This is a genomic window from Aquabacter albus (assembly GCF_040049275.1).
In the GTDB taxonomy this organism is placed as follows: Bacteria; Pseudomonadota; Alphaproteobacteria; order Rhizobiales; family Xanthobacteraceae; genus Aquabacter.
The window spans coordinates 323,982-343,929 of sequence record NZ_JBDZDT010000005.1; the positions used below are offsets into that span (position 1 = coordinate 323,982).

Consider the following 19,948-nt stretch of genomic DNA (forward strand, 5'->3'; position numbering starts at 1 on the left):
TCTTGGCTCCCGTCCTCTGCTCACAGACCGGTCGTGATGTCGATGGTCTGCCCTGCTTCCAGGGTCACGACCGCCTTCTTCACGTCGGACTGAACGCCCTTCCGGCCTTTGAAGATCTTCACCTTGCCCTTGCGGACCAGGGTGTTGACGCTCTTCACCTTCACGTCGAACAACCGCTCCACCGCTTCCTTGATCTCAGGCTTGGTGGCGGTGCGGGCGACCTTGAAGACGACCTTGTTGAATTCGCTCTGCGCCGTCGCCTTCTCGGTGATGACGGGAGCGAGGATCACGTCGTAATGACGTGCCTCGATGTTCGGCTGCGGGCTCATTTGAAGCGCGCCTCCAGCGCGTCCACGGCGGCCTTGGTCAGAACCAGGGTGTCGCGCCGCAGGATGTCGTAAACGTTGATGCCCTGGATCGGCAGGACGTCGACATAGGGGAGGTTGCGCGCCGCCAGAGCGACGTTGGCCTCCACCTCGGCGCCGTCCACGATCAGCACCGACGCCCATCCGAGCTTCGCGAACTGTTCCTTCAGGGCCTTGGTCTTCGGATCGCTCAGCGACACCTTGTCGAGAACGATGATCTGCTCGGCCTTCGCCTTGGAAGACAGCGCATGCTTCAGAGCGAGGGCGCGCACCTTCTTCGGCAGGTCGATGGCGTGCGAACGCACCACCGGGCCGAAGGCGCGACCGCCGCCACGGAACTGCGGAGCGGACGCCGCGCCATGACGGGCATTACCGGTGCCCTTCTGCTTGTACAGCTTCTTGGACGTGCGGTTGATTTCCGAACGGCCCTTGGTCCGGTGCGTGCCGGCCTGGCGGCGCGAAAGCTGCCAGGTCACGCAGCGGTGCAGGATGTCCGCACGCGGCTCAAGACCGAAAATCTCGTCCGAGAGGGTCACCGAACCAGCGTCGGCGCCTTCGAGCGTCTTGACGGCGATTTCCATCACGCGCCCTCCTCGTTCGTGGCTTCAGCCTGAACCTCGGCCGTGCCGCCATTGCCATCGCGCAGCTTGAACGCGCCGGGCTTGGGAGCCTCGGTCGGCAGGCGCTTCTTGACGGCGTCGCGCACGGTGATCCAGCCACCGGCGTGGCCGGGGACAGCGCCCTCGACCGCGATCAGTCCGCGCTCCACGTCGGTCATCACCACCTTGAGATTCTGGGTGGTGACGGTGACGTCGCCCATGTGGCCCGGCATCTTCTTGTTCTTGAAGGTCTTGCCGGGATCCTGGCGACCACCGGTCGAGCCGATGGAGCGGTGGGAGATCGACACGCCGTGAGAGGCGCGAAGACCACCGAAATTGTGCCGCTTCATACCGCCGGCAAAGCCCTTGCCGATGGTGGTGCCGGTCACGTCCACATACTGACCGACCACGAAATGGTCGGCAGTGATCTCGGCCCCGACGGGGATGAGATCCGCCTCTTCGACGCGGAACTCCGCAAGCTTGCGCTTGGGCTCCACCTCGGCGACGGCGAAGTGGCCGCGCTCGGCGCGGGTCACGTTCTTGGGCTTGCGCCGGCCAGCACCGAGCTGGAGCGCGACATACCCGTTCTTGTCGAGCGTGCGGTGGGCAACCACCTGGCAGCTCTCAACCTTCAGCACAGTGACCGGCACGTGTTCACCTGCATCCGTAAAGATGCGGCTCATGCCAACCTTCTGGGCGATGACGCCTGACCGCATGGTCGTGTCTCCTCGCCTCACGTCAGAGCTTGATTTCGACGTCAACGCCGGCGGCGAGGTCGAGCTTCATGAGCGCGTCCACCGTCTGGGGCGTCGGATCGACGATATCGAGCAACCGCTTGTGAGTACGCATCTCAAACTGCTCGCGCGACTTCTTGTCGATGTGCGGAGAGCGATTCACGGTGAACTTCTCAATCCGCGTCGGGAGCGGGATCGGGCCGCGGACCTGCGCACCCGTGCGCTTCGCCGTGGCAACAATCTCGCGCGTCGAAGCGTCGAGAATTCGGTGATCGAACGCCTTGAGGCGGATCCGGATGTTCTGGCCGTTCATGGCTCTAAGGCTCCAACAAAAAGAGGCGCGCGGGCGGCCCACGCGCCCCGTTTCATTTCTTCATTCACTCGATGATTGACGCGACGACGCCGGCGCCGACGGTGCGGCCGCCTTCACGGATGGCGAAGCGCAGCTTCTCCTCCATGGCGATCGGCACGATCAGGTGCACGTCCATCGACACGTTGTCCCCCGGCATCACCATTTCGGTGCCTTCGGGAAGCGTGCACACGCCCGTCACGTCGGTCGTGCGGAAGTAGAACTGCGGACGATAGTTGGTGAAGAACGGCGTGTGACGGCCACCCTCCTCCTTCGTCAGGATGTAGGCCTCGGCCTTGAACTTGGTGTGCGGCTTCACCGAACCCGGCTTGCACACAACCTGGCCGCGCTCCACGTCCTCGCGCTTCGTGCCGCGCAGCAGGATGCCGACATTGTCGCCCGCCTGCCCCTGGTCCAGTAGCTTGCGGAACATCTCGACGCCGGTCACCGTGGTCTTCAGCGTCGGGCGGATGCCGATGATCTCGACTTCCTCGCCAACCTTCACGATGCCGCGCTCGACGCGGCCGGTCACCACAGTGCCGCGGCCCGAGATCGAGAACACGTCCTCGATCGGCATCAGGAACGGCAGGTCGATCGGACGCTCCGGCTGCGGGATGTACTTGTCCACCTCGGCCATCAGCTTCAGGATCGCCTCGGTGCCCAGCTCCGGAGACTTGTTCTCCAGCGCCATCAGCGCCGAGCCGCGCACGATCGGGATGTCGTCGCCCGGGAAGTCGTACTTGGAGAGCAGCTCGCGCACCTCCATCTCGACCAGCTCGAGGAGCTCGGGATCGTCGACCATGTCGCACTTGTTCAGGAACACCACCAGCGCCGGCACGCCCACCTGGCGGGCGAGCAGGATGTGCTCGCGGGTCTGCGGCATCGGGCCGTCGGCGGCGGACACCACCAGGATCGCGCCGTCCATCTGCGCCGCGCCGGTGATCATGTTCTTCACATAGTCGGCGTGGCCGGGGCAGTCCACGTGGGCGTAGTGGCGGTTCGCGGTCTCGTATTCCACGTGCGCCGTGGAGATCGTGATGCCGCGCGCCTTCTCTTCCGGCGCCTTGTCGATCTGGTCGTAGGCCGTGAACGTCGCGCCGCCAGACGTCTCCGCAAGCACCTTCGTGATCGCAGCCGTCAACGACGTCTTGCCATGGTCAACGTGACCAATCGTGCCAATGTTGCAGTGCGGCTTGTTGCGTTCAAATTTTGCTTTGGCCATGGGACTCTCCGTTGGGTCTCTCTGGCGAAATTGAAGGGTTCGGTGCGGCGGCTCAGGCGTATTTCGCCTGAACCTCCTGAGCGACGTTCGACGGCACCTGCTCGTAGTGGTCGAACTGCATGGTGAAGGTGGCGCGGCCCTGGCTGAAGGAGCGCAGGGTGTTCACGTAGCCGAACATGTTGGCCAGCGGCACCATCGCATTGATGACGTTCGCATTGCCGCGCATGTCCTGGCCCTGGATCTGGCCGCGCCGGGAATTCAGGTCGCCGATGACGGAGCCGGTGTAATCCTCCGGCGTCACCACCTCGACCTTCATGATCGGCTCGAGCAGAACCGCCCCACCCTTCTGCAGGGCTTCGCGGAAGGCGGCACGAGATGCGATTTCGAACGCGAGGGCGGACGAGTCCACCTCGTGATACGCACCGTCGATGAGCTGGACCTTCACGTCCACCACCGGGAAGCCGGCGAGAACGCCCGCGCCCAGCACGCTTTCGAGGCCCTTGTTGACACCGGGGATGTATTCCTTCGGCACCGCGCCACCGACGATGGCGCTTTCAAAGGCAAAGCCCTTACCGACTTCATTCGGCTCGACGATGAACTTCACCCGGGCGAACTGACCGGTACCACCGGTCTGCTTCTTATGGGTGTAGTCGATCTCGGTCTTCTTGGTGATGGTCTCGCGATAGGCGACCTGCGGGGCGCCGATGTTCGCGTCCACCTTGTAGGTGCGCTTCAGAATGTCGACCTTGATGTCGAGGTGAAGCTCGCCCATCCCCTTCAGGATGGTCTGGCCGCTCTCGAAATCCGTCGACACACGGAAGGACGGGTCCTCGGCGGCGAGCTTCGAGAGCGCGATGCCGAGCTTTTCCTGGTCCGCCTTGGACTTGGGCTCGATGGCGATCTCGATGACCGGCTCGGGGAACTCCATCTTCTCAAGGATGACAGGCTTGTTGGTGTCGCACAGCGTGTCGCCGGTGCGCACATCCTTCAGGCCGGCCAGAGCGACGATGTCGCCGGCATAGGCTTCCTTGATGTCTTCGCGGTTGTTGGCATGCATCAGCAGCATCCGCCCGACGCGCTCGCGCTTGTCACGGGTGGAGTTGAGCAGGCCCATGCCGGTCTCGATGACGCCCGAATACAGGCGGCAGAAGGTGATCGTGCCGACGAAGGGATCGTCCATGATCTTGAACGCGAGCAGCGAGAGCGGCTCGGTGTCCAGGGGAAGACGGACGGTGTCTTCTTCGGTCTTGAAGTCGATACCCTTGATCGCGCCGCGATCGACGGGGCTCGGCAGGAAGTCAACCACCGCATCAAGAAGCGGCTGTACGCCCTTGTTCTTGAAGGCGGAACCGCAAAACACGGGATTGAACTTGCGGGTGACGACGGCCTTGCGGATCAGCTTCTTCAGCGTGTCCACGTCCGGCTCGACACCGTCGAGATAGTTGGCCAGCGCGTCGTCGTCGAGTTCCACCGCCGCTTCGATCAGCTTGCCGCGATACTCGACAGCCTTGTCGAGAAGGTCGGCCGGGATCTCTTCGTCGTGATACTTCGCGCCGAGCGCCTCATCTTCCCACACGACCGCCTTCATGCGGACGAGGTCGATGATGCCCTTGAAGTTGTTCTCAGAGCCGATCGGCAGCTGGCAGCACACGGGGTTGCCGGCCACGCGGTCGATGATCATCTCGACGCAGCGGTAAAAGTCGGCGCCGGTCTTGTCCATCTTATTGACGAACACGATGCGGGGCACGTTGTACTTGTCGGCCTGGCGCCACACGGTCTCAGTCTGGGGCTCGACGCCCTGGTTGCCGTCGAGCACGCAGACAGCACCGTCCAGCACGCGCAGAGACCGTTCGACTTCGATGGTGAAGTCGACGTGCCCTGGGGTGTCGATGATGTTCAGCCGCTTGCCTTCCCAGAAGGCCGTGGTCGCAGCAGAGGTGATCGTGATGCCACGCTCCTGCTCCTGCGTCATCCAATCCATGGTGGCAGCGCCATCATGGACTTCGCCGATCTTATGGCTCTTGCCGGTATAGTAGAGGATACGTTCCGTCGTCGTCGTCTTGCCCGCATCGATGTGGGCCATGATGCCGAAGTTACGGTAGTCCTCAATCGCGTGTGTGCGGGGCATGACTCAGATCCTCTCCGATCACCAGCGATAATGAGAGAAGGCGCGGTTGGCTTCCGCCATCCGGTGCGTGTCTTCGCGCTTCTTCACCGCGTTGCCGCGATTGTTGGCCGCGTCGAGCAGCTCGGCGGAGAGACGCTCCACCATGGTCTTCTCGTTGCGAGCACGAGCGGAGGCGATCAGCCAGCGGATGGCCAGCGTCTGACGGCGCTCAGTGCGCACTTCGACGGGCACCTGGTAGGTGGCACCACCGACGCGGCGAGAACGGACTTCCACGGCCGGGGCGACGTTCTCCAGAGCCTGGATGAACACTTCCACCGGGTCGTGCTTGGCCTTCGACTCGACAGTATCGAGCGCGCCATAAACGATGTTTTCGGCGACCGACTTCTTACCGTCACGCATGACGGAGTTCATGAAGCGGCTCAGGATCAGGTTGCCATACTTGGCATCCGGAATAACTTCGCGGCGCTCGGCCTTATGACGACGAGACATATTCGGATCTCCTCAGATCACTTCGGCCGCTTGGCGCCGTACTTCGAACGGCGCTGCTTGCGGTTCTTCACGCCCTGGGTATCCAGAACGCCGCGGAGGATGTGGTAACGCACACCGGGAAGATCCTTCACGCGGCCACCGCGGATCATCACCACGGAATGCTCCTGAAGGTTATGGCCCTCACCGGGGATATAACCGATGACTTCGTAGCTGTTGGTCAGCCGCACCTTGGCGACCTTACGAAGCGCCGAGTTCGGCTTCTTCGGGGTCGTGGTGTAGACGCGGGTGCACACACCGCGCTTCTGCGGGCTCTCCTGAAGAGCGGGAGCCTTGTCCCGCGCCTTCTGCGCTTCCCGCGGCTTCCGGATCAGCTGGTTGATCGTCGGCATGTACGCCTTCGCCTCGTCCTGACCTGCGGCTTGCGCCGCATCCTTGAATTTATGCGGCCCGAAAGGACCGCCGCTTAGTTGGCGACCCGAGGGCCGCCACGAAACAGTCATCGCGCCGAAAGGCAAAAGCCCCTCGACGGTCCAGGAACGGCCAGACGCACACCATTGCCGTGGCAATGGGGACGCCTCGTTCGCGACAGAGGATCACGCCGCTCTGCTCCTTGCGGAGCCGGCGCCGCGATCGTGCACCCTTATCTCGCAGTGCTGTTCCTGGCAGCGTTTCGGCATTCCGATCGGGGCGCCCATGTCTGGGGATGCCGCACCGATCACTGGAGGCGCCGACCGCCTGCCGCGAAAGTAGGGGGGCTTCTACTGGGAGAGTCGCTTTGCGTCAAGGCCCGCCAAGCCTGCCCGACAAAAATACCGGCCTTCGAACGCGCAAAAGGCGGAAAAAGGCGGCTGCAGCGCCTTTTTACAGCATGACGACCCGGTCGGGAACCTCGTTTCGATCGCCCGGACGGACAGGCATCGGGCCTCCCAGAAGTTCGCCGGCTAGGGTCACGCCCTGGACGATTCCCTCCCCCAGCGCCCCACCGGAGGCCTTCGCCGACACCGCATCGCAGATGCGCTGCCACGCGTCCGCGCCCAGTGCCTCGTGCACCCCCGTGTCCGCCACCACCTCGACGAGCCGCTCCTCGGGCGCCACGAGGATCAGGATGCCGGTGCGCGCCGCGGTCTGGTGAAGGCCGTGGGCGAGGAAAACCTGACGGGCGAGCACCTGCGCCGCCATCCGCTTCTCCCGCCTCGGCACGAGCCCCCGCGCCACCGAGGGAATCGCAAGGATGCCGCAAAGCAGGACAAAGGCCGCCGCCTGCACCGCCAGCAGCCGCAGCGTCGGCATTGGCACCAGCAGAATCACCAGCCAAGGCAGGACCAGGGCGATCAGCGCCGCCCAGAGCGTCACATGATGGGTATGCCCGACCAAGGGCGTCGTAGAGACCGCGACGCGAATCTCCGCGGAGGTCTTCTCCTCCGCCCGCGCCACCGCCTCGGCGATGCGGGCGTGCTCTTCCTGGCTCAGGATAGGTGCGTTCGCCATCTCACCATCCCCCGGAGGCGCCACCGCCTCCCGACGATCCCCCTCCCCCTGAGAAACCGCCGCCACCAGACGAACCACCGCTCCAGCCCCCGCCGGAGCCGGGGAAATAGACCGCGCCGCCCTTGCGCCGCACGCCGCTTCCCCCACCCCCGCCGCGATAGATCAGGTAGATGAAGATGAGCAGCATCACCACGAAGACGACGATGTAGATCCACTCGTCCTCGTCCGCCTCCGCCTCCAGACCCTTGGCCCGCTGACGCGCCTCCTCGGGATCGAGGTTGAGGATTTCTAGGATCGCGTCCGCGCCCTTCACGATGCCGGCGGCCATGTCACCGGCCTTGAAGGACGGCAGGATGGCGGTGTTGATGATGGTGCTCGCCACCGCGTCCGTGATGATGCCTTCAAGGCCGTAGCCCACCTCGATGCGCACCTTGCGCTCGGTGGGGGCCACCAGCAGGAGCACGCCATTGTTCTGCTTGGCCTGGCCCAGCTTCCAGAAGCGGAACAGACGGTTGGCATAGTCCTCCACGGACGTGTCCTGGAGCGAGGGCACGGTGGCCACCACGAACTGGTCGGAGGCTTTGGCCTCCTGGGCCGCGAGCTTCTGGTCGAGGTCGGAGCGAACCTGCGGCGTGAGCACCCGGGCCGCGTCCACCACGCGGCCGCTCAGCGCGGGGAAGGTGAGTTCGGCGAGGGCCGGGAGCACGGTGAGAAAGAGGAGGCAGAGGGTGAGGAGCATCCCTCCCGCGACACGTGCCGTCATCCCCTCTCCCGCTTGCGGGGGAGGGCTAGGGAGGGGGCCGGCCGCAGGCCGGACAGCGCTGGAAAGCGGGAGACGGCACGTCAGCCGCGTCCCCCACCCTCCCCCGCAAGCGGGAGAGGGAGCGCATCGCTCGATCGGCAAGGGTGAAGCCCGCATAAAGGCGCCCACCCGCTCAGTTGAACTTCACCTTCGGCACCTGCATCTGCTGCTCGGAGATGGTGAAGGTCTCCATGGGCTTGGCCGTGCGGTAGAGGGTCGCGGCCCAGATCGAGCCGGGGAAGGTGCGCAGCTCCGTATTATAGAGCCGCACCGCCTCGATATAATCGCGCCGCGCCACCGCGATGCGGTTCTCCGTCCCCTCGATCTGGGACTGGAGGGCGAGGAAGTTCTGGTTGGACTTCAGGTCCGGATAGGCCTCCGCCACCGCAAGCAGCCGGCCGAGCGCGCCGGAAAGCTGGGACTGGCTGTCCTGGAACTGCTTGAACTGGGCAGGGTCGGTGATGGTGGAAGCGTCCACCCGCACGGAGGTTGCCTTGGCCCTCGCCTCCACCACGGAGGTCAGCACGTCCTTCTCCTGCGTGGCATAGCCCTTCACGGTCTCCACCAAGTTGGGAATGAGGTCGGAGCGGCGCTGATACTGGTTCAGCACCTCGCTCCAGGCCGCCTTGGCCCGCTCTTCCTCGGTCGGAATGTTGTTGATGCCGCATCCCGCCAGAAAGAACGCGACCAGCATCATGAGCGAAGGAATCTTCAGGCGGTGAAGGGCGGGGCTGAGGGCGACCATGTCAGAACCTTCCTGGGCGGCGTGCCACGTGGCGGTGAGATCCGTCGGCTTTTGTCGGGCAGCTCCACATCCCTGGCGCTGCCCAGCTCCCCTTTAGCGGTTTATTTTTCCTTTCCGATGAACCCCGGCAAATCCTGGGCCTCGTCCAGCATGGCCAGATCGAGGGCCAGATCCTCCGCAAGGTCAAGATCGGTCTCGATGAGCCGCTTGCTCATGAAGGTGCGGAAATATTCGCCCCACATGAATTCCTTGAACGGCGTGTCGTCATCATCCCGGAACGCCTTGCCCCGCACGCCGCGCGCAAGGGTGCGCCAGGGATTGTCGGTGAGCGCGCGCACATGGTCCGGGATGCGCGCATAAGGGCGGCGGTTGCCATCGGCATCGATGGGCCAGCACATGCCGGCCTTGTCCATGGCCGGCCAGAATTCGTGGAGCTCCATGTGCGACCAGTCCTTGGTCGCGGAAACGTCCTGGAACACCGTGTTGCGGCCGCACAGTAGGAGCGCGCGGCACAGATGGTGGTGGTCGATCATGTAGAGCCGGCCCTTGGGGCCGATGACGCAAGGCACGGGCTTGTCTTCCACAAGCGCGTCCAGCTCGCGCTTCCCGAGAGCGGACATTCGCTTGGCACGCTTCGCCACCTCCACCAGGCCCAGCGTGAGCTGGGTGGGGTGCAGATCGGCGATCTCGACTTCGCGCTTGCTCATGCCCGCCTCTCGCAAATCGAAGGGGCAGCGCCGGGCGCTGCCCCGTTAAGCTGCCTCAGCCCGGCGAGATCATCTTCTCCGGGCGCACGACGGCGTCGAACTCCTCGTTCGTCACATAGCCGCCGCCCACGGCCTCCTCGCGGAGCGTGGTGCCGTTGTGGTGGGCGGTCTTGGCGATCTTGGCGGCGGCGTCATAGCCGATCTTGGGGGCCAGCGCCGTCACCAGCATCAAGGAACGCTCCAGCGCCGCCTTGATGTTGTCCTCGCGCGGCTCGATGCCCAGCACACAATGCTCGGTGAAGCTGTTGGCCGCATCCGCCATCAGCCGCACCGACTGGAGGAAGTTGTAGGCCATGACGGGATTGTAGACGTTCAGCTCGAAATGGCCCTGGCTGCCGGCGAAAGTGAGCGCGGCATTGTTGCCGAAGATCTGCACGCAGACCTGGGTCAGGGCTTCGCACTGGGTGGGGTTCACCTTGCCCGGCATGATGGACGAGCCGGGCTCGTTCTCCGGCAGCGCCAACTCGCCGAGGCCGGAGCGTGGGCCCGAGCCGAGGAAGCGGATGTCGTTGGCGATCTTGAACAGCGAGGCCGCCACCGTGTTGATGGCGCCGTGCGAGAACACCATGGCGTCATGGGCGGCCAGCGCCTCGAACTTGTTCGGCGCCGAGGTGAAGGGCAGCTTGGTGATGGCGGCGATATGCTCCGCCACCTTCTCGGCGAAGCCGATAGGGGCGTTGAGGCCGGTGCCCACCGCCGTGCCGCCCTGGGCGAGCTGCATCAGGCCGGGAAGGGTCATCTCGATTCGCTGGATGCCGTGCTCCACCTGGGCGGTGTAGCCGGAGAATTCCTGGCCGAGGGTAAGCGGCGTCGCATCCTGGGTGTGGGTGCGGCCGATCTTGATGATGTCCTTCCACTGCTCGGCCTTGTCATTGAGCGCGGCGTGAAGGGTGCGCAGCGCCGGCAGCAGCCGGTGGACGATCTCCTCCGCGCAGGCGACATGCATCGCCGTCGGGTAGGTGTCGTTGGACGACTGGCTCATATTGACGTGGTCGTTGGGATGGACCGGCTTCTTGGAGCCCATCTCCCCGCCGAGGATCTCGATGGCGCGGTTCGAGATCACCTCGTTCGCGTTCATGTTGGACTGGGTGCCCGAGCCGGTCTGCCAGACCACCAGCGGGAAATGATCGTCCAGCTTGCCGTCCATCACCTCGCCGGCGGCCTCGACGATGGCGGCGGTGATCTTCGGGTCGAGCTTGCCGAGGCCCATATTGGTCTCGGCCGCCGCGCGCTTGATGATGCCGAGGGCGCGGATCACGGGCGCCGGCTGGCGCTCCCAGCCGATCTTGAAATTGCCGAAGGATCGCTGCGCCTGCGCCCCCCAGTAGCGGTCCGCGGGGACCTCGATGGGGCCGAACGTATCCGTTTCCGTGCGTGTCGCAGTCATCTGGCTCGCCTCTCCGCGTTTTCCCGTGAGCGTCTGGGCTTCTAAATCGACATGCAGCCAGAGGGAAGCGGAACCCTATTCCTCCCCTGGGTGAAGGTAAAATAGTTATGCGGAGGTAGCCAGAGATGGCTCGCCGGACGCTTATTTGCCATAGCTTCGCCCTGGATCGCAGGCTTACTGCATCAGTCCGGCGCCTTGTTCGGAGAGCGGGCCCCACTGGGGCTTCTGGGCGCGGGAGAAACACGGCTGGTTTTTCGGGGGAAGCCACGCCGCCTATCGAGGTTTGAGGTGGGCGACATCGTCAATCTTCGCCGTGCGCGGAAATCCGTCGCACGGAGCAAGGCCGAGGCCGAGGCGGCGCAGAACCGCGCCAAGTTCGGCCGCTCCAAAAAGGAGCGAGAGGCTGAAGCCGCCGAACGGCAGCTTCAGGACCGGAGGCTTGACGGGCACACGCTCACGAAGAGGGAACAAACATGAAAAGCCCCGTGGTGAAGAGGTCCATCGTGATCGCCGGTCACAAGACCAGCGTGAGCCTTGAGGATGCGTTCTGGGACGCGCTGAAGGAAATCGCTGCTGGTCGCCGCCTGACCCTGTCCGACCTCGTGGCGACGATCGACTCGTCCCGGACCCAGGGAAACCTCTCCTCCGCCATCCGGCTGTTCGTCCTCGATTATTATCGTGGTTATGCCTCTTCAGGCAGGGGACACGGGCCCAGCGAGCGCACCGGAGCCGGAGCTCCCGTTGCGTAAGCCTTGCAGCTCACCTATCTGATGTCATTGAGTGAGGCACGCGCCACATTGAAACGTGACGCGTGCCTTTCTATAACCCGCTGCCTCCGTAGCGCGTGCGCCGTCCCTGAGACGGTTGACACAGCGATGGCGGTGGTGGCGGAGAACGAGACGACGTGGACCGCTGCTGTCGCGGCGCTCCAACGGGAGACGGCGGATGTCGTGGAAGAATCAGAGTGGGGGCCCATGGGGAAGTGGGCCTCGCGGCCCATGGGGAACGGGGCCCTCATCCTCCGGACCGACACCACCCGATATTGAAGATTTGATCCGCCGCAGCCAGGACCGGCTGCGGAACATGCTCCCCGGCTCCATGGGCCTCAAGGGCGTCATCCTGCTGGTGGCGCTGCTGGTGGCCGGCTGGCTGCTCTCCGGCTTCTACCGGGTCGAGCCAGACGAGCAGGGCGTCGTGCTACGCTTCGGGCGCTTCGTGCAGCTCACCCAGCCCGGCCTCAACTATCACCTCCCCTACCCCATCGAGACGGTGCTGACCCCCAAGGTCACGCGCGTGAACCGCATCGATATCGGCATGCGGGTCACCGAAGACCCCCGGCGCGGCAACACGGTGCTGCGCGACGTGCCGGAAGAGAGCCTGATGCTTACCGGCGACGAGAACATCGTCGACGTGGACTTCGCGGTGTTCTGGGTGATCAACAACGCCGAGCACTTCCTGTTCAACGTCCAGAACCCGGAAGGCACCATCAAGGCGGTCGCCGAGAGCTCCATGCGCGAGGTGATCGGCCGCACCAACATCCAGCCGATCCTCACCGGCGCCCGGCAAACCGTCGAGACCGGCGTGCAGGATCTCATGCAGCGCACCCTGGACAGCTACGGCGCCGGCGTCCGCATCACTCAGTTGCAGATGCAGAAGGTGGACCCGCCCTCGCAGGTCATCGATGCCTTCCGCGACGTCCAGGCCGCCCGTGCCGACGCGGAGCGCGCCCAGAACGAAGCCCAGACCTATGCCAACCGGGTTCTGCCCGAGGCGCGCGGCGAGGCGTCGCGCATCGACAACGCCGCCCAGGCCTATCGCGAACGCACCGTGGTGGAAGCGCGCGGCCAGGCCGACCGCTTCGTGAAGGTCTTTGAGCAATATGTGAACGCGAAGGACATCACGCGCCAGCGCATGTACTTCGAGACCATGGAGCGCGTGCTCGGGCCCATGGACAAGATCCTTCTGGACCAGGGCGCCGCCCGCGCAAGCGCAGGCGGAGGTGTTGTGCCCTTCCTGCCGCTCGGCGAAATCGGTCGCCGTCCCACGACCACTCCGGCCCCCGTTCAGGGCACGCCCAGCCAGGGAGCCGCTCGATGAGAAACTCTTTCCTCGGCGGCCTCATCGCCGTCGTCATCGCCGTGGTGCTGGTCGGGCTCTATTCCGCGGCCTTCACCGTCAGCCAGACCCAGCAGGCGCTGGTGCTGCGGCTCGGCAGCCCGCTGCCGCCCATCACCACGCCCGGACTGCACTGGAAGATCCCGTTCATCGACAGCGTGGTCTATATCGACAACCGCATCCTGGACCTAGAAAACCCCCAGCAGGAGGTCATCGCCTCCGACCAGAAGCGGCTGGTGGTGGACGCGTTCGCGCGCTACCGCATCACCAACGCGCTGAAATTCTACCAGTCGGTCGGGACGATCGAGGCGGCCAATTCGCGCCTCGCCACCATCCTCAACTCGGCCCTGCGCCGGGTCCTGGGTGAGAGCACCTTCATCCGCGTGGTGCGCGACGAGCGCGAGGCGCTGATGGCCCGCATCAACGAGCAGGTGAACCGCGAGGCGTCAAATTTCGGCATCACCGTGGTGGACGTTCGCATCCGCCGCGCCGATCTGCCGGAAGCCAACAGCCAGGCGGTGTTCCAGCGCATGCAGACCGAGCGCCAGCGGGAAGCGGCCGAAATCCGCGCCCAGGGCGGCGAGGCGGCGCAGCGCACCCGTGCCCGCGCCGACCGCGAGGCGGCCATCGTGGTGGCGGAAGCCAACTCGAAGGGCGAGCAGATGCGCGGCGAAGGCGATGCGGAGCGCAACAAGATCTTCGCCGAAGCCTACGGGCGCGACCCCGACTTCTTCGCCTTCTACCGCTCCATGCAGGCGTTCGAGGCGAGCCTGAAGTCGAACGACACCCGTCTCGTCATCAGCCCCGATTCCACATCGTTCTTCCGCTACTTCGCGGACCCGATGGGCGGTGCGACGGCGCCCGGCGGGCAGACGCCCACCGTTCCCCCACCAGCGCCGGCGCGCTGAGGCCGGCCGGTCGCCATGCGGGATCTCCTGGCGGCGATCGGACTCGTCCTCGTGCTTGAAGGGCTGGTGCTCGCCGCCTTTCCCGGCATCTGGCGGAACGCCATAAAGGCCGTGCTGAAGGCCCCGGAGACGCCTCTGCGCATCTCCGGGCTGCTGGTGGGCGCCGTTGGCGTGATTGTGGTTTGGCTCGTGCGGGGATGATGGGGCAGACTTGAGGTGGCGTCCCTTTTCCGCCTCAATGGCGGGCGACGCATAGGGTTTCAGGTCCACCAACGTCAGGGGTGCCGTCTTGCGCCCCGCCTCGCGAGGAGAGGTCATGTCTGCTGGAAGCCGCTTTTTGTCCGCCCCGGCCCTCGCGCTCGCCTTGGCCCTTTCCGCCGCCACCGGGTTCGGCCCGGCCTTCGCGGCCGCCACCAAGGGTCCCGACACGGTGGCCGACACCGCCGCGGTGGTGATGGACGCGGTGGTGAACATCTCCACCTCGCAGAATGTCGCCGCCTCGCGCAGCGTGCCCACGCCGCAGCTTCCGCCGGGCTCGCCCTTCGAGGACTTCTTCGACGATTTCTTCAAGCGCCGGCAGCAGCAGCCGGACGGCGACGGGGACAATGGCAACAGCCAGCGCTCGCGCCGCGTCTCCTCGCTCGGCTCCGGCTTCGTGATCGACCCCACCGGCCTGATCGTGACAAACAATCACGTGATCGCCGACGCGGACGAGATCTACGCCAATTTCAACGACGGCTCGAAGCTGAAGGCCGAGCTGGTCGGCCGTGACACCAAGACCGACCTCGCTTTGCTGCGGGTGAAGCCTGAGAAGCCGCTCACCGCCGTGAAGTTCGGCGATTCCAGCAAGCTGCGGGTGGGCGACTGGGTGATGGCGATCGGCAACCCCTTCGGCCTCGGCGGCACGCTCACCGTGGGCGTGGTCTCCGCCCGGAACCGGAACATCAATTCCGGCCCCTATGACAATTTCATCCAGACGGACGCCGCCATCAATCGCGGCAATTCCGGCGGCCCGCTGTTCAACATGGACGGTGAGGTGATCGGTATCAACACCGCGATCATCTCGCCCTCGGGCGGCTCCATCGGCATCGGCTTCGCCGTGCCCTCCGACACCGCAAAGCCCATTCTCGCCCAGCTTCAGGAATTCAAGGAAGTGCGGCGCGGCTGGATCGGCGTGCGCATCCAGACGGTCACCGACGAGATCGCCGAGAGCCTCGGCCTCGGCAAGGCGCGGGGCGCTCTGGTGGGCGGTGTCAGCGACGGCGGGCCTGCGGCGAAGGCGGAGATCAAGGCCGGCGACGTGGTGGTCAAGTTCGACGGCAAGGACGTGAAGGAGATGCGCGACCTGCCGCGCGTCGTCGCCGACACGCCCGTGGGCAAGGAAGTGGAGGTGGTGGTCATCCGCAAGGGGAAGGAAGAGACCCTGAAGATCACCATCGCCCGTATGCCCGAGGACGAGAAGCAGGCCGCTGCCGCGGACACCCCCTCCCCCGCCCCCAAGGCGGCCGCGCAGCGCCTGCTGGGCGTCGAGTTCTCCGGCCTGACCGATGATCTGCGCAAGCGCTTCAAGATCAAGGACGGCGTGACCGGCGTTGTGATCCTCAACGTCGAGCGCAACTCCGCCGCCGCCGACAAGGGCCTGAAGGCGGGCCAGGTGGTTGTGGAAGTGGGCCAGGAGCCCGTCTCCAGCCCGTCCGATGTGCAGAAGCGCATCGAGGCGCTGAAGAAGGACGGGCGGAGCCAGGCGCTCCTGCTGGTCTCCGACGCCGACGGCCAGAACCGCTACGTGGCCATCCCGCTGAACTGAGGGGGCTCCAAGCCCCTTCAGCCAAATGGCCGGATCGCGTCCGGCCGCGCCGACCAGCGGCGCTGATGCGACAGGCCTCTCAGTCCCGAAAGAGCCGGATTTTCACCTCTCCCCGAGCGGGAGAGGTCGAGGCCGCAGGCGACGGGTGAGGGGCTCCGGCTTATTAAGATTGGAGAGGGTGGTTCCCCCTCACCCCAACCCTCTCCCCCGCGGGGAGAGGGGGCACGACGCTAATTCCTTTGGAAACGAAGTGCTCGGCCATGACGGGATCTCACGGCCGCACGATCTCTTCGTGCGTATAGCCCTGCATGTAGATGAGCGCGGTCAGGTCCCCGTGGTCGATCCGCACATGGGCCGCCTCGGCCACCTTGGGCTTGGCGTGATAGGCGACGCCGAGCCCGGCCTCCGACAGCATGCCGAGATCGTTCGCTCCGTCCCCCACCGCCAGGGTCTCGGAGGGCGAGAGGCGCAGGCGGTCGCGATATTCGACCAGCGCCGCCGTCTTGGCGTCACGCCCGAGGATGGGCTCCTCCACGCGGCCGGCAAAGCGGCCATCCTCCACCACCAGCACATTGGCGCGGTTCTCGTCGAAGCCGATGCGCGCCGCGACCGGGCCGGTGAACAAGGTGAAGCCACCGGAAACCAGCATCGTATAAGCGCCATGCGCCTTCATGGTCGCCACCAGCTCCGGCCCACCGGGGGTCAGGTGGATGCGCTCGCGCAGCAATTCGTCCACCACGCCGGCGGAAAGGCCCTTCAGCAGCGCCACGCGCTCCCGCAAGGCCGGCTCGAAGTCGATCTCGCCGCGCATGGCCCGCTCGGTGATGGCGGCCACATGCTCCTTGATGCCCACGAGGTCGGCCAGCTCGTCGATGCATTCCTCGCCGATCATGGTGGAATCCATGTCCGCCAGGAACAGGCGCTTGCGCCGGTCGGCGGCCAGCTGCACCACCACATCCACCGGCGCGCCATGGAGCGCTGCGCGCACGGCGGCGGTGAGTTCGCGCGGCTCGGCACCCAAGGGCGGGTCGAAGGGGATGTCCACGGCCACCTCGGCATGGAGCACATTGCCCTCCCCCGCCTCCGGGAGAACGGCGCGCGCCGCGGCCACCAGGTCGCGCGTCAGCAGCGCATGGGCGGGATTTGAGATAAGGGTCGCCACATAGACCATGGAGAACATCCGAATGAGGACGGCCTGATGCACGCAGGTGATGTGTGCGCTGCAATGCCGGATGCGGTGCTCATCGCAGGTCCGACGGCGAGCGGCAAGTCCGCCCTCGCCGTCGCCCTGGCGGAAGCCACGGGCGGCGTGGTGGTGAATGCGGATTCCATGCAGGTCTATCGCGACCTGCGCATCCTCACCGCCCGCCCGAGCCCGGAGGACGAGGCCCGCGCCCGCCACCTTCTCTACGGCCACGTAGACGGCGACACGGATTATTCCGTTGGCCGCTGGATGGAGGATGCGGCCTCCGCGCTCGCCGCCGTGCGCGCGGCGGGGCGCTTGCCCATCGTCGTGGGCGGCACCGGGCTTTATTTCCGTGCGCTCACCGTCGGCCTCGCGCCAGTGCCCCCCATCCCGGAAGAGGTGCGCGTGCGTATCCGTGCGGAGGCAGAGGGCGAGAGTAGTGGCGTGCTCCATTCCCGGCTCGCGACCCAGGACCCCCTCACCGCCTTCCGCCTGCGCCCCAATGACCGCCAGCGCATCCTGCGCGCGCTGGAGGTGGTGGAGGCGACAGGCCGGCCTTTGGCCGAATGGCAGGGCACGGACGGCACACCCTTGGTTTCCCCCGACCGCAGCCTGCGCATCGTGCTCGAGGTGGACCGCGAGGCGTTGCGCGCGCGCATCGACGGGCGGTTCGACGCCATGCTCGCGCACGGCGCGCTGGAAGAAGTGCGCCAGCTCGCGGACCGGCACCTGCCGACGGCCCGCCCCATCCTGAAGGCGCACGGCGCGCCGGCCCTGACGCGCCATCTTGCAGGCGAAATCAGCTTGGCGGAGGCCGCCGCCGAAGGGCAGGCCGACACCCGCCGCTACGCCAAGCGCCAGCAGACCTGGTTCCGCCACCAGATGGCCGACTGGCAGCGGCATGCACCGGAGGACGCCCTGCCCGCCCTCCTCGCCCAGTTGCCCTGATCAGCCCGCCGCCGGCACGGTTTGCACCGACGCCGAAGGTGCGCGGGAGGCGCCGGCGAGGCGGATCCACAGCGCGGCGGCGGCAAGCAGCGCGAAGCCGATGGGGCCGTGCGGGCTTGCATGGCTCACCTGGATCTCCCAGCCAAAGCCGATGAGCAGAAGCAGCGCCGGCCACGGGGCTTTCTTGGCCAGGAACAGCGCCGCCGCCGCGAACAGGGCGCTGAGGAAGACGGCCCAGGAGCCGATGAGACTGATGAACGAGCCCATGCCGCCGATCCAGGGATCGACCCAGTTGGTGTTCAGCAGCAGGGCCGCGCCCTCCATCTGTTGGGCATTCAGCTTCCCCGCCGCCTCCAGCGCCTGCATGTTGAGGATGGTGCGGCCGAGCCCGACGCCGCCGATGGAATCAAGCGCCGTATAGCCGAGGAGAAAGGCGAAGGTCGCAGCCCGTGAAAGCCAGGCGAACAGCACCGCAGCGCCGGTCTCGATGCCGTCCATGGCGAGCCAGAGCCCCACGGTAACCAGCCCCAGCATGGGAAGCTGGATCATGTGCAGCGTGAACCACCATTCCGGGCCGAAATAGGCCAGCGCCATATGGCGGGGGCTGAAGGGCTGGGCCGTGCACAGGTAGGCATACATGCCCGGATCGTTGCTGAAGCCTTCAGGGTGGAACAGCTCCATGCCCGCCAGCACCAAAGGTGCAAAGCACAGGCAAACCCACCACAGCACGTTCTTGATGATCTGGTTCATCGCCCCCTCCCCGGTCACCCGTGGCGGACGATAGCGCCGATCCCAGTGCTTCGGAACGCTTCACACCGCCGATGTGCGCGGCGTCGCTTTTTTCAGTGGCGCCTGCTTCTTCGGCGGCGCCAGCTTCGCCCGCAGGAAGGCGGCGGCGGTCAGGGCGAATCCCGCCATCAGCACCCACAAGGCCGGGCTGATGCCGAACGCCGGCTGGACATTGGCCTGAAGCACCAGCCAGGGATCGATGCCGGTGGCGGCGGCATACCAGCCCACTTCCCCCGCCGCCGTCAGCGCCGCCGAGACCAGCGACAGCAAGGCCAGCAGGGGGATGGTCACGTTGTTGGTGAGATGGTGCGTGATGCGATAGGCGAACAGGAAGATCAGCAGCCCGCCCATGAGCACCGCCTCCGTCACGTCCAGCTTGGACTGGATCATGAAATGGGCGATGGCGAGGATGGCGATGCCGTAAACGCTGGCATGGAGCGCATTCCAGCGCTTCGCGCCCATGCGGCGGATCACCTTGTCGAACGACGTGCCGCCAAGCGCCAGCAGGAGCGCCACGCCCACGGCGCCGATGGTGAGATAGAAGCGCAGCACGATCTCCATCACCGCCGCGCCCACGTTCCAGCCCTGGTCCATCACGTAAAGGCCGAGATGGAGCGTGGCATAGCCGAGCACTGCGAGCCCGAGCGTGCGCCGGGCCAGAACCAGCTTCGGCCAATGGAAGATCCGCCGGAACGGTGTCACTGCAAGGCTCATGAGCAGGAAGCGCACGGCCCAGAGGCCGGTGAAGTGGATCGCCTCCGTCACCGGCCGCGCGCCGAGATCCCCCGCGATGGCCCGGCCGGCAAGCCAGAGCGCAGGCACGATCACGCCGATAAGCGAGACGGTCTTCTCAGGAGAGAACTTGCCGGACTTTTCGTGGAACAGGGGCATGGGGATGTGCTCGCTGGCTCTTTCCCCTTCTATCGCCATGGTCGCGGCCGCGTCGTGGCAGCGGCCTGCACAATGACGTGAGCCTCAAACCGCCACCGACGACCCCGGCCACCGCGGGCGCCATGGCTACCCTGATCAGACATTCCTCCGGGTGGCATTCGGCCGCGCTTGCCTTGCACATTCGAGAGGTCAGCGCCAACCTGATTGTCTCCTTGCGCAAGTAATCATG

At 65.8% G+C, this 19,948-nt stretch carries 23 protein-coding genes; 7 read left to right on the forward strand and 16 right to left on the reverse strand.

Annotation, left to right across the window (positions count from 1 at the left end; genetic code table 11):
* Nucleotides 1-20: 20 nt before the first annotated feature.
* The 13 genes from ABLE91_RS14320 to fumC form a co-directional block, all read right to left on the reverse strand.
* Nucleotides 21-329 carry a 50S ribosomal protein L23 gene (locus ABLE91_RS14320; RefSeq protein ID WP_348931620.1) on the reverse strand — a complete coding sequence of 103 codons (309 nt, stop codon included), beginning with the start codon at nucleotides 327-329 and terminating at the stop codon, nucleotides 21-23.
* Nucleotides 326-946 (reverse strand): 50S ribosomal protein L4, encoded by a 621-nt coding sequence (gene rplD / locus ABLE91_RS14325; protein ID WP_348931622.1) that lies wholly within the window; start codon nucleotides 944-946, stop codon nucleotides 326-328. The genes ABLE91_RS14320 and rplD overlap by 4 nt, the downstream gene beginning before the upstream one ends.
* Complete coding sequence (rplC, locus tag ABLE91_RS14330; RefSeq protein WP_348931625.1) at nucleotides 946-1,680, reverse strand: 50S ribosomal protein L3; 735 nt, start codon at nucleotides 1,678-1,680, stop codon at nucleotides 946-948. Before rplC ends, rplD begins: the two co-directional genes overlap by 1 nt.
* A 22-nt stretch (nucleotides 1,681-1,702) precedes the next feature.
* Nucleotides 1,703-2,011: a 30S ribosomal protein S10 gene (rpsJ, locus tag ABLE91_RS14335; RefSeq protein WP_012113701.1), complete on the reverse strand. Its 309-nt coding sequence runs from the start codon at nucleotides 2,009-2,011 to the stop codon at nucleotides 1,703-1,705.
* Nucleotides 2,012-2,075: 64 nt separating this feature from the next.
* Complete coding sequence (gene tuf, locus ABLE91_RS14340; RefSeq protein WP_348929334.1) at nucleotides 2,076-3,269, reverse strand: elongation factor Tu; 1,194 nt, start codon at nucleotides 3,267-3,269, stop codon at nucleotides 2,076-2,078.
* A gap of 52 nt (nucleotides 3,270-3,321) precedes the next feature.
* Nucleotides 3,322-5,397, reverse strand: coding sequence for an elongation factor G (fusA, locus tag ABLE91_RS14345; RefSeq protein ID WP_348931626.1), 2,076 nt, complete (start codon nucleotides 5,395-5,397; stop codon nucleotides 3,322-3,324).
* Between the two features lie 18 nt (nucleotides 5,398-5,415).
* The gene (gene rpsG / locus ABLE91_RS14350; RefSeq protein ID WP_348931627.1) at nucleotides 5,416-5,886 is read right to left on the reverse strand and encodes a 30S ribosomal protein S7; all 471 of its coding nucleotides are present in this window, start codon (nucleotides 5,884-5,886) and stop codon (nucleotides 5,416-5,418) included.
* Between the two features lie 17 nt (nucleotides 5,887-5,903).
* A complete protein-coding gene (gene rpsL / locus ABLE91_RS14355; RefSeq protein ID WP_127089571.1) occupies nucleotides 5,904-6,275 on the reverse strand; it encodes a 30S ribosomal protein S12 in 372 nt (123 codons plus the stop codon).
* A gap of 472 nt (nucleotides 6,276-6,747) precedes the next feature.
* Nucleotides 6,748-7,374, reverse strand: a complete 627-nt coding sequence (locus ABLE91_RS14360) for a TPM domain-containing protein (protein WP_348931629.1) — start codon at nucleotides 7,372-7,374, stop codon at nucleotides 6,748-6,750.
* A 1-nt stretch (nucleotide 7,375) separates the two neighbouring features.
* Nucleotides 7,376-8,137: a TPM domain-containing protein gene (locus ABLE91_RS14365; RefSeq protein WP_510181950.1), complete on the reverse strand. Its 762-nt coding sequence runs from the start codon at nucleotides 8,135-8,137 to the stop codon at nucleotides 7,376-7,378.
* A gap of 172 nt (nucleotides 8,138-8,309) precedes the next feature.
* Nucleotides 8,310-8,921 carry a LemA family protein gene (locus ABLE91_RS14370; protein ID WP_348931630.1) on the reverse strand — a complete coding sequence of 204 codons (612 nt, stop codon included), beginning with the start codon at nucleotides 8,919-8,921 and terminating at the stop codon, nucleotides 8,310-8,312.
* Between the two features lie 101 nt (nucleotides 8,922-9,022).
* The gene (locus ABLE91_RS14375) at nucleotides 9,023-9,628 is read right to left on the reverse strand and encodes a ParB-like protein (protein WP_348931631.1); all 606 of its coding nucleotides are present in this window, start codon (nucleotides 9,626-9,628) and stop codon (nucleotides 9,023-9,025) included.
* Nucleotides 9,629-9,683: 55 nt separating this feature from the next.
* Entirely contained in the window at nucleotides 9,684-11,075 is a 1,392-nt protein-coding gene (gene fumC, locus ABLE91_RS14380) for a class II fumarate hydratase (RefSeq protein WP_348931633.1), read from the reverse strand.
* Nucleotides 11,076-11,363: 288 nt separating this feature from the next.
* Between fumC and ABLE91_RS14385 the strand changes: the two genes are divergently transcribed.
* The 6 genes from ABLE91_RS14385 (at nucleotide 11,364) to ABLE91_RS14410 (ending at nucleotide 15,905) form a co-directional block, all read left to right on the forward strand.
* Nucleotides 11,364-11,552, forward strand: a complete 189-nt coding sequence (locus ABLE91_RS14385; protein WP_348931635.1) for a DUF4169 family protein — start codon at nucleotides 11,364-11,366, stop codon at nucleotides 11,550-11,552.
* The gene (locus tag ABLE91_RS14390; RefSeq protein WP_348931636.1) at nucleotides 11,549-11,824 is read left to right on the forward strand and encodes a ribbon-helix-helix domain-containing protein; all 276 of its coding nucleotides are present in this window, start codon (nucleotides 11,549-11,551) and stop codon (nucleotides 11,822-11,824) included. The genes ABLE91_RS14385 and ABLE91_RS14390 overlap by 4 nt, the downstream gene beginning before the upstream one ends.
* Before the next feature lie 196 nt (nucleotides 11,825-12,020).
* Nucleotides 12,021-13,172, forward strand: a complete 1,152-nt coding sequence (gene hflK / locus ABLE91_RS14395; RefSeq protein ID WP_348931638.1) for an FtsH protease activity modulator HflK — start codon at nucleotides 12,021-12,023, stop codon at nucleotides 13,170-13,172.
* Nucleotides 13,169-14,098, forward strand: a complete 930-nt coding sequence (gene hflC, locus ABLE91_RS14400; protein WP_348931639.1) for a protease modulator HflC — start codon at nucleotides 13,169-13,171, stop codon at nucleotides 14,096-14,098. Before hflK ends, hflC begins: the two co-directional genes overlap by 4 nt.
* Nucleotides 14,099-14,113: 15 nt before the next feature.
* Nucleotides 14,114-14,299 carry a DUF2065 domain-containing protein gene (locus ABLE91_RS14405; protein WP_348931640.1) on the forward strand — a complete coding sequence of 62 codons (186 nt, stop codon included), beginning with the start codon at nucleotides 14,114-14,116 and terminating at the stop codon, nucleotides 14,297-14,299.
* A gap of 115 nt (nucleotides 14,300-14,414) precedes the next feature.
* Entirely contained in the window at nucleotides 14,415-15,905 is a 1,491-nt protein-coding gene (locus ABLE91_RS14410; protein WP_348931642.1) for a DegQ family serine endoprotease, read from the forward strand.
* A 271-nt stretch (nucleotides 15,906-16,176) separates the two neighbouring features.
* Here ABLE91_RS14410 and serB read toward each other — a convergent pair whose 3' ends face one another.
* Nucleotides 16,177-17,076, reverse strand: a complete 900-nt coding sequence (gene serB / locus ABLE91_RS14415; protein WP_348932065.1) for a phosphoserine phosphatase SerB — start codon at nucleotides 17,074-17,076, stop codon at nucleotides 16,177-16,179.
* A 27-nt stretch (nucleotides 17,077-17,103) separates the two neighbouring features.
* Between serB and miaA the strand changes: the two genes are divergently transcribed.
* The gene (miaA, locus tag ABLE91_RS14420; RefSeq protein ID WP_348931645.1) at nucleotides 17,104-18,039 is read left to right on the forward strand and encodes a tRNA (adenosine(37)-N6)-dimethylallyltransferase MiaA; all 936 of its coding nucleotides are present in this window, start codon (nucleotides 17,104-17,106) and stop codon (nucleotides 18,037-18,039) included.
* Here the strand turns inward: miaA and ABLE91_RS14425 are convergent, their stop codons facing one another.
* Both ABLE91_RS14425 and ABLE91_RS14430 read right to left on the reverse strand, forming a co-directional pair.
* Nucleotides 18,040-18,789, reverse strand: a complete 750-nt coding sequence (locus ABLE91_RS14425) for a hypothetical protein (RefSeq protein ID WP_348931646.1) — start codon at nucleotides 18,787-18,789, stop codon at nucleotides 18,040-18,042.
* A gap of 60 nt (nucleotides 18,790-18,849) precedes the next feature.
* Nucleotides 18,850-19,719: a protein-methionine-sulfoxide reductase heme-binding subunit MsrQ gene (locus ABLE91_RS14430; protein ID WP_348931648.1), complete on the reverse strand. Its 870-nt coding sequence runs from the start codon at nucleotides 19,717-19,719 to the stop codon at nucleotides 18,850-18,852.
* Nucleotides 19,720-19,948: the final 229 nt, after the last annotated feature.